At 72.1% G+C, this 11,966-nt stretch carries 11 protein-coding genes; 8 read left to right on the top strand and 3 right to left on the bottom strand.

Annotated elements, in window-relative coordinates; genetic code table 11:
- Positions 1–11: 11 nt before the first annotated feature.
- On the bottom strand, positions 12–602 hold the full coding sequence (locus tag QQM72_RS20430) for a sigma-70 family RNA polymerase sigma factor (protein ID WP_314222299.1): 591 nt from the start codon (positions 600–602) through the stop codon (positions 12–14).
- Positions 603–919: 317 nt separating this feature from the next.
- Here QQM72_RS20430 and QQM72_RS20425 point away from each other — a divergent pair, with 317 nt between their 5' ends.
- Positions 920–1,300 carry an STAS domain-containing protein gene (locus QQM72_RS20425; protein WP_314222298.1) on the top strand — a complete coding sequence of 127 codons (381 nt, stop codon included), beginning with the start codon at positions 920–922 and terminating at the stop codon, positions 1,298–1,300.
- A gap of 174 nt (positions 1,301–1,474) precedes the next feature.
- Complete coding sequence (locus QQM72_RS20420) at positions 1,475–1,987, top strand: EF-hand domain-containing protein (RefSeq protein ID WP_054243966.1); 513 nt, start codon at positions 1,475–1,477, stop codon at positions 1,985–1,987.
- Positions 1,988–2,166: 179 nt separating this feature from the next.
- Here the strand turns inward: QQM72_RS20420 and QQM72_RS20415 are convergent, their stop codons facing one another.
- Entirely contained in the window at positions 2,167–3,681 is a 1,515-nt protein-coding gene (locus QQM72_RS20415) for a class I adenylate-forming enzyme family protein (protein ID WP_314222297.1), read from the bottom strand.
- Between the two features lie 185 nt (positions 3,682–3,866).
- On the opposite strand from QQM72_RS20415, the gene QQM72_RS20410 reads away from it, so the two are divergent.
- The 4 genes from QQM72_RS20410 (at position 3,867) to QQM72_RS20395 (ending at position 8,192) form a co-directional block, all read left to right on the top strand.
- Positions 3,867–5,063 carry an amidohydrolase family protein gene (locus QQM72_RS20410; RefSeq protein WP_314222296.1) on the top strand — a complete coding sequence of 399 codons (1,197 nt, stop codon included), beginning with the start codon at positions 3,867–3,869 and terminating at the stop codon, positions 5,061–5,063.
- 39 nt (positions 5,064–5,102) lie between these two features.
- Positions 5,103–6,236 (top strand): acyl-CoA dehydrogenase family protein, encoded by a 1,134-nt coding sequence (locus QQM72_RS20405; protein WP_314222295.1) that lies wholly within the window; start codon positions 5,103–5,105, stop codon positions 6,234–6,236.
- A gap of 9 nt (positions 6,237–6,245) precedes the next feature.
- Complete coding sequence (locus tag QQM72_RS20400; RefSeq protein WP_314222294.1) at positions 6,246–7,148, top strand: acyl-CoA dehydrogenase family protein; 903 nt, start codon at positions 6,246–6,248, stop codon at positions 7,146–7,148.
- A 531-nt stretch (positions 7,149–7,679) separates the two neighbouring features.
- On the top strand, positions 7,680–8,192 hold the full coding sequence (locus QQM72_RS20395) for an ATP-binding protein (RefSeq protein ID WP_399077963.1): 513 nt from the start codon (positions 7,680–7,682) through the stop codon (positions 8,190–8,192).
- A 546-nt stretch (positions 8,193–8,738) separates the two neighbouring features.
- On the opposite strand, the gene QQM72_RS20390 is transcribed toward QQM72_RS20395, so the two are convergent.
- Positions 8,739–9,665 carry a cyclase family protein gene (locus QQM72_RS20390; RefSeq protein ID WP_314222292.1) on the bottom strand — a complete coding sequence of 309 codons (927 nt, stop codon included), beginning with the start codon at positions 9,663–9,665 and terminating at the stop codon, positions 8,739–8,741.
- Positions 9,666–9,766: 101 nt separating this feature from the next.
- Between QQM72_RS20390 and QQM72_RS20385 the strand changes: the two genes are divergently transcribed.
- Both QQM72_RS20385 and QQM72_RS20380 read left to right on the top strand, forming a co-directional pair.
- Positions 9,767–10,684, top strand: a complete 918-nt coding sequence (locus QQM72_RS20385) for an SDR family NAD(P)-dependent oxidoreductase (protein WP_314222291.1) — start codon at positions 9,767–9,769, stop codon at positions 10,682–10,684.
- Between the two features lie 131 nt (positions 10,685–10,815).
- Positions 10,816–11,964 carry an acyl-CoA dehydrogenase family protein gene (locus QQM72_RS20380; RefSeq protein ID WP_314222290.1) on the top strand — a complete coding sequence of 383 codons (1,149 nt, stop codon included), beginning with the start codon at positions 10,816–10,818 and terminating at the stop codon, positions 11,962–11,964.
- Positions 11,965–11,966: the final 2 nt, after the last annotated feature.

Raw genomic sequence — 11,966 nt, 5'->3', positions numbered from 1 at the left:
GTTCTCGCCGCTCACGCCGCACCCCCGTATTCGGGCGGTGCCCCGGGGGCCGCCGAGTCGTGGGCGGTGGACAGGAGTTGCAGACCGAGGCGGAGCCGGCGGCGGGCCTCGTCCTCGGTGACGCCGAGGTCGGCCGCGGTCTGGCGGTAGTCGCGCCGCTGGAAGTAGTCGAGTTCCAGGGCGGCGCGCAGCGGGGCGGGCATGGCCTGGACGATGTAGTCGGCGCGGGCGGCGACGGAGGCGTGCCGCACCCTGAGCTCCAGCTCCTCGGTCGCCTCGGCGGAGCCGGGACCGGCCTCGGCCAGCGCGGCGGTCTCGGTGGCGCGCAGGCGCTGCACGGCGAGGTGGTGGGTCAACGAGGCGACCCAGGTGCGCAGCGGGCCCTGCTTCGGGTCGTAGGCGTCGGGGTGTTCCCAGACATGCGCGAAGACCTCGCGGGTGATGCCGTCGGCCGCTCGTTCGTCTCCGAGTACGCGGTGGGCGAGACCGTGCACGAGCGAAGCGAATCGGTCATAGAGCTCGCCGAGGGCGGCGGCCTCACCGCGCGCGAGTCGCTGCTGCATCTTGCGGTCCCAGCGGGGCGGTGCGTCCTTCTTCGCCATGCGGCCCCCTCACCCGTGCGCGTGCCTCTGTCTGTGTGTGTCCAGCGTGCGTCCACCGTCACCTCGAATGTAGTCGGCACGTCCGACAACGCACGCCCCTTTGTTTCAATGTGCGCCCCCTGTCCGCGAGAGGGTGGTATGGGCGGCGCGTACCCGACAGGGAGGGATCGAACCGGACGGGATAAGACTGGAACAAGCCTCTTTCTCTCCGTTTCTGTTTTTCCTTCGGTGTTTCGGGGCACGGCCGCTGGGCAGCCGCGCTGCAAGGAAGCGAAGGGACAGCTTCCGTTTTCCGCGAGCTACAGCGAGCGAAGGGCGTGGTGGTGGCCTTCAAAGTGACCGGCTGGGAGCAGGGCGGATGGGCCGTGCTCCAGGTGTCGGGCGAGCTGGACCTGGTGACGTCGCCGGTACTGCGTCAGAAGGTGCACGACGAGGTGGCCGAAGGTCGCCACAGTCTCGTCCTGGACCTCTCCGAGGTGTACTTCTGCGACTCCAGCGGCGTAGGCGTCCTCATCGCCTCGCGCCGCCTCATCCGCTCCTGCCGGGGCCGGCTGCGCCTGATACTTCCCGCGCGGGGCGCGGCGGAGGACTCCCACGTCAACCGGGTGCTGGGCGCGCTCGGCGTCCGCCGCCTCTTCGACGTCTACGGCGACCTCGATGCCGCCGTGGACGACGGGACGGAACCGCTCTCGGCGTAGGCCCGCGCGGGCCCGGACGGGGCTGACTCCGCTACACCCTCGTCCCGGAATTTCCCCGGTCTTGGCACAGGCGTCGCTTTCCCGCCGCCCGGGAGTCGTCGGCGTCGTACGCTCCCTGCCGGAAGCACTCTCAGCAGAATCTCCACGCGATGACGTAAGGCGGCCCGAGAAGACATGGTCAGCAGTGAGTACGAACGCAGGATCGCCGCCCGGTTCGCCACCTTCGACCAGGACGGCAACGGCTACATCGACCGGGCGGACTTCGGCGCGGCGGCCAAGGCGCTGCTCGCCGAGTTCGGCACGGCGGCCCGGTCCGACAAGGGGCAGGCGCTGTACGCGGGCGCCGAGGCGTTCTGGCAGGGCATGGCGGGCATCGCCGACCGGGACGGCGACCAGCGCATCAGCCGGGACGAGTTCGTGAACGGCGCGGTCAAGCGCCTGCGCGACAACCCGGAGCGGTTCGCCGAGATCGCCCGCCCCTTCCTGCACGCGGCCCTGGACATCGCCGACCCCGACGGTGACGGCCGGGCCACGGTCGCGGACACGGTGCGCGTCCTGAGGGCGCTCGGAGCGCCCGAAGAGGTCGCCCGGGGGGCCGCGGACGTCCTCGACGCCGACGCGGACGGCAAGGTCGGCGAGGCGGAGATCGTCCCCGCCTTCGCCCGCTACTTCACGGTCGCCGAGTAGCACGCGGCCACAGGCGGTCACGCGACGGCACGCAGCCGACCGGCATCCACGCGACGGCACCCGGTCGACCGGCAGCCACGCGACCGGCAGCCCCCGACCGGCGGTCGTCCGACCGGTACCCACCCGACCGGTACCCACCCGAGCCACACGCACCCGAGCCACATGTATCCGAGCCGCACTCAGCGGGAGAAGCGTTCGCGCAGCTTGTACTTCAGGACCTTGCGCAGTGTGTCGTTGCGGGGCAGGGCGTCCACCGTCTCCAGCCGCTCCGGCAGCTTGTGGACCGACAGGCCGCCCGCGCGCAGATACGAGGTCATCGACGCGAGCGTCAACGGCTCCCCGGCTCCCGGCGCCCGTTCCACCACCGCGCACACCAGTTCCCCGCGCTCCGCGTCGGGCAGGCCGATCACCGCCACGTCACCGACGGCCGGGTGGGCGGCGAGCAGGTCCTCGATCTCCTTGGCCGACACGTTCTCCCCCTTGCGGATGATGACGTCCTTCAGCCGCCCGGTGAGGACCAGGTGCCCGCTGCCGGTCACATGCCCCAGGTCGCCGGTGCGCAGGAACCCTTCCGCGTCGAACGCCTCGGCCGTCTGGGCGGGATCCAGATACCCCTGGCACACGGCTTCGCCGCGCAGCCGCACCTCGCCGTCCACCACGCGTATCCGCATGCCCTCCGGCGGCCGGCCCTCCGTCGTCGCGAGGTTCTCCGCGGTGTCGTCCGGCGCCCCCATGGTGATCATCGGCACCTCGGTCATCCCGTACCCGTGGGTCAGCTGCACCCCCATCTCGCGCACGACGGCGTGGTACACCTCGGGCGGCTTGGGCGCTCCGCCGCCCGCGAGCAGCCGCAGCGAGGGGATGAGCGGCGTGTCCGGCCGCTTGCGCTGCTCGGCTAGGAACATCGAGTAGAACGCCGTCGACCCGCCCGCGACCGTCACCCCGTGCCGCCGGTACCCGTCCAGTGCGTCCGGCAGCGCGAAGTGCTCGAACATCACCGCGGGGAAGCCGTAGAGCAGCAGCATGACGGTGTAGTCGGGGCCGGCGATGTGGGCGTACGGGAACGCCATCGAGCCGACGTCGTCCGCGGTGAGGCGCAGCGCGTGGGCGAGGCAGGAGCCGCCCGCGATCAGCGAACGGTCGGTGTGCAGCACGCCCTTGGGGTCGGAGGTGGTGCCCGAGGTCCAGTAGATCCAGCGCACCGAGGTGCCCTCGGCGGGCGGCGGCGGAAGCACGGCCGGGTCCCCGTCGGGCAGCTCGTCGTATGCCTCGAAGACGCCCTTCGCGCCCAGCCGCCGTGCCATCTCGGCATGGTCGAAGCCGCGCCAGACGCCCGGCACCGCGAAGAACTCCGCCTTCGACTCGCGCAGCGCGAAGCCGACCTCGCGGTCGCGGTAGAAGGGGATGACGGGCGACTGCACGGCCCCCAGGCGGGCCAGCGCGAAGGACAGGACGGCCGTCTCCAGGCGGGTGGGCAGCTGCCAGGCGACGACCGTGCCGGGGCGTACCCCCATGTCGTGCAGCCCGGCCGCGACCCGCTCGGCGCTCTCGCGCAGTTCGCCGAAGGTCAGGGCCCGGTCGTCCTGGAGGAGGACCCGGCGGCCGGGGGTCAGGTCGGCGCGGCGGGCGAGCAGGTCCCACAGGGTGCGGGACGCGCTCAGCTCGTGGGCGGTGGCGGTGGCGGTGTCGTTCACGTCGGCCCCCTGGTGTAACTGACGGACTGCCAGATTTTGGCAGAGCGTAGGGCTGGTCGCCTTGTCGGTCCAGGGGGCGGGGGCTAGCCTGCTGGGGAGCACTGATCTGACGGGTCATCAGATAACTCGGACATCCGGAACACGTCCATCGGACAACTGGCGTTCCGCCAGGCGGAGGGGAAGCCATGAGCACCGAACTGCCGCGCATCGTCAGCGTCGACGACCACGTGATCGAGCCCGCGCACCTCTTCGCGACCTGGCTGCCGCAGAAGTACCGGGACCGGGGGCCGCAGCCCCTCACCGCCGGGATCGGCGAGCTCGCCTACGTCGCCGGGAAGTACCAGATCACGATGGATCCGGACGGCCAGCCCACCGACTGGTGGATCTACGAGGACCTGAAGTTCCCTTACAAGCGCAACATCGCCGCCGTCGGCTTCGACCGGGACGAGATGACGCTGGAGGGCATCACCCGGGAGGAGATGCGGCGCGGCTGCTGGGACCCGAAGGCCCGGCTGGCGGACATGGACCTCAACCACGTCGAGGCCTCCCTCTGCTTCCCCTCCTTCCCCCGCTTCTGCGGACAGACCTTCGCCGAGGCGCACGACAAGGAGGTCGCGCTGGCCTGCGTGCGCGCCTACAACGACTGGATGGTCGAGGAGTGGTGCGGGGACAGCGGCGGGCGGCTGATCCCGCTCTGCCTGATCCCCCTGTGGGACGTCGGCCTGGCGGTCGCCGAGATCCGGCGCAACGCGGCCCGCGGGGTGCGCGCGGTGACCTTCTCGGAGATCCCCAGCCACCTCGGGCTGCCGTCGATCCACTCGGGCTACTGGGACCCGTTCTTCGCGGTGTGCGAGGAGACCGGCACGGTCGTCAACATGCACATCGGTTCGTCCTCGCAGATGCCGGCCGCCTCGCCGGACGCACCGCCGGCCGTCCAGGCGTCCCTTTCGTTCAACAACGCGATGGCCTCGATGATGGACTACCTCTTCAGCGGGGTGCTGGTGAAGTTCCCGCGCCTGAAACTCGCCTACTCCGAGGGTCAGATGGGCTGGATCCCGTACGCCCTGGAGCGTGCGGACGACGTCTGGGAGGAGCACCGCGCGTGGGGCGGGGTCAGGGATGTCGTCCCCGAGCCGCCGTCCACGTACTACTACCGGCAGATGTTCTGCTGCTTCTTCCGCGACAAGCACGGGGTCGCGTCACTGGACGTGGTGGGGCGCGACAACGCGACCTTCGAGACCGACTACCCGCACGTCGACTCGACCTTCCCGCACACCAAGGAGGTCGCCCTCGACCACGTCAAGGGCCTCGACGACGAGACGGTCTACAAGCTCATGCGGGGCAACGCGATCCGCATGCTCGACCTGGACCTCGACAGGTAGCCGGGGCCGGACCAGGACCAGGGCAGGGGGATCAGGACCATGGACCTCGCGGACAGCCCCGAGGACGCGGAGTTCCGGGCCCGGCTGCGTGAGTGGCTCGGCAAGGTGCTGCCCACGCTTGCGCCGAAGCCCTCACCGGACGACTGGCCCGGCCGCCGCGCCTACGACCTCGGCTGGCAGCGGACGCTGTACGAGGCCGGGTACGCCGACGTGCACTGGCAGGCCTCGCCCGGCGTCCGCCTGATCTTCCTGGAGGAGACGGAGAAGGCGGGCGCGCCCTACGTGGGGGCCGGCTTCGTCGGACTGCTGCACGCCGGGCCGACGATCGCCGCCGAGGGAACGGCGCAGCAGCGGGCCCGCTGGCTGCCGCCCATCCTGCGCGGCGAGGAGGTGTGGTGCCAGGGCTTCAGCGAGCCCGACGCCGGATCGGACCTCGCGGCGCTGCGCACGCGCGCGTGGCGCGACGGCGACGACTACGTGGTGAGCGGGTCCAAGATCTGGACCTCGCACGCGGAGGTCGCCGACTGGTGCGAACTGCTGGTCCGCACGGATCCGGCGGCGCCCAAGCACCGGGGCATCACCTGGCTGGCCATGCCCATGGACGCCCCCGGCATCACCGTACGGCCGCTGCGCACCCTCGCCGGATCCGCCGAGTTCGCCGAGGTGTTCCTCGACGAGGTGCGGGTGCCGGTCACCCATCGGGTGGGGGAGGAGAACGACGGCTGGCGGGTGACGATGGTGACGCTGTCGTTCGAGCGCGGCACCGCCTTTGTGGGCGAGGTCGTCGCCTGTCGGCGCGTGCTGGGCGAACTCGCCGTGCAGGCACGCGGGAACGGGCGCTGGGACGATCCCGCCGTGCGGCGGCGGCTGGGCGCCCTCAATGCCGAGTTCCGGGCGCTGTGGCGGCTGACGCAGTGGAACGTGAGCGCGGCGGAGGCCGAAGGCGGCCTGCCGGGCGTCGGGGGTTCGGTTTTCAAACTGAGGTACTCGCAGGCCCGCCAGGAGCTGTACGACACGGCCGCCGACGTCCTGGGCGACGAGTCCCTCGACGCCGACCGCCCCTGGGTCCACGACCGGCTCTCCTCCCTCTCGTACACCATCGCGGCGGGGACCTCGCAGATCCAGCGGAACATCGTGGCCGAACGGATCCTGGGCCTGCCGAAGGGACGGTGACTCTCCGACATGCGTTTTCGACTGACGGAGGACCAGCGGGCGCTGCGGGACGGCGTACGGGGGCTGCTGGCGCGCCGCTTCGACCGGGCGGCGCTGCGGGCCGCCGTGGACCGGCCGGGGCGGCTGGACCGGGCGCTGTGGCGGGAGCTGGGGGCGGCCGGGTTCTTCGCGCTGCGGCTGTCCGAGGCGGACGGCGGGGTCGGACTCGGTCTGCCCGAGTCCGTGTTGGCGTTCGAGGAGGCCGGCCGCGCCCTGCTGCCGGGGCCGCTCGTGGCCACCCACCTCGCGGCGGGCCGGGTGCCCGGCGCGGCCGACGGGGAGACGGTCGTGGCGGCCGTGGACGCCGGCGGGCTGGTGGAGTGGCTGACGGAGGCGGACGTCGTGTGCGGGAAGGCCGGCGGGGCCGTGCCGCTGCGGTCGGTTGATCCGCTGACGCCGCTGCACCGAGTTCCGGGCGTCTCGGCGGCCGTGGATCCCGTCGCCGTTCTCCTCACCGCGGCCGAGCAGCTCGGCACGGCCACGCGCGCGTGCGAGCTCGCCGTGCAACACGCCCGGGCGCGCGAGCAGTTCGGGCAGCCGATCGGCGCCTTCCAGGCGGTCAAGCATCTGTGCGCGGACCTGCTGGTGCGGGTCGAGGTCGCCCGCGCGGCGGTCTACGCGGCCGCCGTCACCGCCGACCCGGCCGACATCGCGGCCGCCCGGCTGCTCGCCGACGAGGCCGCCGTACGCGGCGCGCGCGACTGCCTCCAGGTGCACGGCGGCATGGGCTTCACCTGGGAGGCGGACGTACATCTGCTGCTCAAGCGGGCCTGGCTGCGCACCCGGCGTGCGGGTGGCGGTACGGAGAGTGAGGAGTTGCTCGCGGCCGACCTGCTGCCCGGAGGGGCCGTCAGGGGCGCCCGCCTGCGGTGACGGCGGGGCGGCGCGCGGACGGCCTTACGGGTGTCGCGGATTGTGGCATACCGGAATCACGGAGCGTTGATACCGGGTTGTGTCCGATGCGTGACCCGTCACGGCCTGGAGTCGGCAGGCCTCTCCGGTACCTTCTGTGGAATGCGAGTGGTTCCGAGCATGAGCCATGCCGGCGGTGCCCCTGGGGCGGTACCGGATCCGGCGGTGCGCGCCGCCGCTCGCAGGGCGGACGGGCTTCTGGAGCCCGCCTGTTCGACTCCCCGCAACGAGCGTCGCACAGTATGCCGCACGGGTACTCCTTCGCGCTGGAATATGCCCGAAGCGCTTGTTGAGGTGACTGTACGTCAACCAAGCTGTCTCGTAAGGGATTCACGTTCCGTCACCCTGCCTCTGGCTGTTGTTCTGGCCATGCAGAAAATGGCTACGATCGTGGCCCCTGTCGTCATGGTGCACACGCGGCTCGCGTGGCTTGCGTGGCGCACGGCCATGTGTCCGCCGGTTCGGATGGTGTGAGCGGTGCAGGTGCTTCAAGTGCAGCTGGAGATCCGGCCCGACCCCGCTGAGGTGGGGCGCGCCCGCAGGTGGGCCCGCTCGCGCCTCGCCGGGTCCGGGATAGGGGACGAGGAGCCGCTCGCCGAGACGCTGATCCTGCTCGTCTCCGAACTGGTCACCAACGCCGTGGTGCACACCGGCTGTCCGGCCGTGCTGCGGCTGTCCCTGCCGGGCGGGACGGCCGAGCCGTCCACCGTCCGGCTGGAGGTGGCCGACACCAGTGACCGGGCCCCCGTGCCCCGCTGCGCAGGCGACGAGGCGACCGGCGGCCGCGGGCTGGCCCTGGTCGACGGTCTCGCGGACCGCTGGGGCTGGAGCGTCGAGGGCGCGGGCAAGCGCATCTGGTGCGAACTGGACCGCTGTGCGGAGCCCGGTGAGGCCGAGGCGGAGGACGGGGGCGCGGAGAAGCGCCGAAACGTGGAGGACTGCCGGGGCGCGGTCCCGGCGGAGCCCGAGCCGGCTTACGGAGGGCTCGCGTACGAGGTCGTCTGAGCCGCGATCGGGCGGCGATCAGGCGGCGATCGGGCGGCGGGTGACCGGCGATGCGCCCGGCCCGTGGCCGGTGACGCGGGCGGTGGCGCGACCGTCGACGCGCCCGGCGGCGAGGGCGCACGGGTGTGGGGCGCCCCGCGGCGCGCGGTGCAGGGGCGCAGAAAGCGCTGTCGCGAGCCGTCCGGTCCGGCATCGGTGCGCCCGGCTGTGCTTCCGTGCGCGCCCACCACAAAGGGGACCTAAGTAATAAATCTCCGTCCGGGTGTTGACGCGACGTGTCCGTTTGATCACGCTTGTGGTCAGCGATTCGCCGCGAGGGGACGACGAGGGCTTCGGTGACGGAGGCTCTCGCCGAGTGTGGGTCGTGATTCGGCGCCGGCTCCCTCAGGGCCGAGGGGAGTCGGTGGGGGCCCCTCCCGCTCGGGCGAAGCCGGGAGCGGGGGAGGGTGCGCCGGAGTCGGATGGCGGTGCGCGGTGCCGTGCTCGGGGCGGGCAGCCGCGCACCGCCATCCGGCGTGAGGGGAACGTCTGTTCGTATGCCGGCCCCTACAGCACTGCCACCGGGGCCACCGGCGTCCCCGTGCCGCCGACGAACGGCTCGGGCATCGCCGACAGCAGGAACGCATAGCGGCCCGTTTGTCCACAGGCTGTGGACAACTCTTCGAGATTCCAGTTCTGGCCCTGGAGCATCCCCATCTCCACCAGGTCGAGCGCGTGCACCGGCAGCCACAGATCGTCTATCTCGGGCGGGAAGATCTCGAACGTGAGGGTGTCGTTGGCGACCGCCGCCACATCGCGCGCGTGGAACCACTCCGGCGTACGGACCGAGAGGCCCGGTGACGGATAGCCGTACCCCTGTTTGTCGCCGGCCAGGTAGAGCTGCACCTGCCCGGTCCGTACGAGCACGATGTCGCCGGCCCGCACGCGCGTGCCGGCCAGTTCCTCGGCCGCCGCCAGGTCCTCCGGGGTGACCGCGTGCCCGCCGTCCAGCCGGTCGACGCCACGCGCGCGTGCCACGTCCAGGAGCACCCCGCGCGAGACGACGTGCCGCGCCTTGTCGATGCCGCTGAACTCGGCGCCGCCGTGCGGGGTGACGGTGCCGGCCGGCCGGCCGTTGTAGAGCTTTCCCGAGTGCGAGACATGGGTCAGCGCGTCCCAGTGGGTGCCCGCCTGGAGGCCCATGGTCACGGTGTCGTCGCTGCACGCCACCGTGCCGGGACCGAAGATCTCCTGATTGATCTGCACCATGGCGTGCAGGGGGTTGACCCGCCCCGGGATCAGCCCGGTCTGCACGCCGTCCTCCCGCAGGGGGAGCGCGAGCGGGACGCGGCGGCCGGTGCGGACCTCGGCGACGGCCGCGCGGACGACGTCGTCGGTGATGAGGTTCAGGGTGCCGATCTCGTCGTCGGCCCCCCAGCGCCCCCAGTTGTTGACGCGCTTCGCGATCTCGTGGAACTCGACCGGCAGTGTCATTCCGTGCCTCCCCGGGGCTTGTCCCCGACCGACGGACGGGTCAGTCTGGACCTCGCATCCAAATCTAACGGTCCGTCAGAAACTGTGGGAGGGGGCCGGACGTGGGGAACTTCCTGACCGGCAAGGTCGTCGCCGTCACCGGGGCGGGACGAGGCATCGGGCGGGCGGTGGCGCTCGCCGCGGCGGCCGAGGGCGCGCGGGTCGTCGTCAACGACTACGGCGTCTCGGTGGACGGCGCCTCACCCACCAGCGAGGTCGCCCAGGCCGTCGTCAAGGAGATCGAGGCCGCGGGCGGGGAGGCGGTCGCCGTCGCCGACGACGTCTCGACGATGGCCGGCGGGCAGCGGGTCGTCGACACCGCGCTGGCGTCGTACGGGCGCCTCGACGGAGTCGTCTGCGTGGCCGGGATCCTGCGGGAGCGGATGCTGTTCAACATGTCCGAGGACGAGTGGGACCCGGTCGTCGCCACCCATCTCAAGGGCACGTTCACCGTCTTCCGGGCCGCGTCGGCGGTGATGCGCGGACAGCGCTCCGGCACGCTGATCGGCTTCACCAGCGGCAACCACCAGGGCTCGGTCTCGCAGGCCAACTACAGCGCCGCCAAGGGCGGGATCATCTCGCTCGTGCGGAGTGCGGCGCTGGGTCTGCACAAGTACGGGGTGACCGCCAACGCGGTGGCCCCCGTGGCCCGTACCCGGATGTCCGCGGGCGTGCCGACGGAGTTGGCGGAGATCGGTGAACCCGAGGACGTGGCCGCGTTCGTGGTGTACCTGCTGTCGGACCGCGCGCGGGAGGCGAAGGTCACCGGGCAGGTGTACACCGTCGCGGGGCCGAAGATCGCGGTGTGGGCGCAGCCGGTGGAACTGCGTTCGGCCTACGCGGACGGGGGTTCCTGGACGCCGGAGCGGATCGCGGAGGTATTGCCGACGACGGTGGGGGTCGATCCGATGCCGATGCTCGCGCGACTGGAGGAGATGGCTCGGGCCGCGCGGGAGGGAAGCCGGCCCAACGCCCGGTAGCCCGGGGGTGTGCGTGGTTCGGCGGCCGCGGGTGCGTCGTGGTTGTTCGCGCCCACGCGGCGCAGCCGCACATCGATGCAGCCCCCTCGCCCCTGAGGTGGCGGCGGTCGCCCTTTGCCCAGGAGGTCAGCGTGGATTTCGGTTTTGCTCCGGCGGACGACTCGTTCCGCGCGGAAGTGCGTGGCTGGCTCGACGCGCATGCCCCGCATGCCTCCGATCGGCGTTCCTGGGAGCGCACCCTCGGCTCGGCCGGGTGGATCGGGATCGGGTGGCCGGAGGGCGGGTTCGGGAACCGGACCGGCAGTCTGACCCAGCAGGTCGCCTGGGCCGAGGAGTACGCGCGGTCGGGGGCCCCGGCCCGTTCCGGGCACATCGGGGAGAACCTGCTCGCGCCGACCCTCCTCGCGCACGGCACGGCGGAGCAGAAGGCGCGCTTCCTGCCGCCGATCGCCGCCGGCGCCGAGCTCTGGTGCCAGGGGTACAGCGAGCCGGGCGCCGGGTCCGACCTGGCCGGGGTCCGTACGAGGGCCGAACTCGACCCCGACGGAAGGTCGTACCGCATCACCGGTCAGAAGATCTGGACCTCGCTCGCGCATGAGGCCGACTGGTGTTTCGTGCTCGCCCGCACCGACCCGGAGTCCAGGCGGCACCACGGACTGACCTTTCTCCTCGTCCCCATGGACCAGCCGGGACGGATCGAGGTACGGCCCATCCGGCAGCTGACCGGCACCAGCGACTTCAACGAGGTCTTCTTCGACGGGGCGCACGCGCGCGTGGAGCACGTCGTCGGCGCGGCGGGCGACGGCTGGCGGGTGGCGATGGGCCTCCTCGGCTTCGAACGCGGGGTGTCGACCCTCGCCCAGCAGATCGGCTTCGCCCAGGAACTCGAACGCGTCGTGCGTACGGCGGTGCGCACGGGGGCGGCCGACGACCCCGTCGTACGCGAGCGGCTGGTGCGGCTGTGGGCCGAACTGCGGACCATGCGGTGGAACGCGCTGCGCACGCTGGGCGGCTCCGGCGGGCCGGGCGCGCCCAGCGTGGCGAAGCTGCTGTGGGCCGGCTGGCACCAGCGGCTGGGGGAGGTGGCGGTGCAGGTGCGGGGGGCCGCGGCGAGCGTCGGCCCCGCGGACTGGTCGCCCTCCTCGCCGTACGAACTCGACGACGCGCAGCACCTGTTCCTGTTCTCCCGGGCCGACACCGTCTACGGCGGCTCGGACCAGATCCAGCGCACGATCATCGCCGAGCGGGTGCTCGGCCTGCCCAGGCAGCCCAAGGGATAGCG

Origin of the sequence: Streptomyces zaehneri (genome assembly GCF_032248645.1) — a bacterium.
Lineage (GTDB): Bacteria > Actinomycetota > Actinomycetes > Streptomycetales > Streptomycetaceae > Streptomyces > Streptomyces coriariae.
This window is presented reverse-complemented; position numbering and strand designations above follow the sequence as displayed.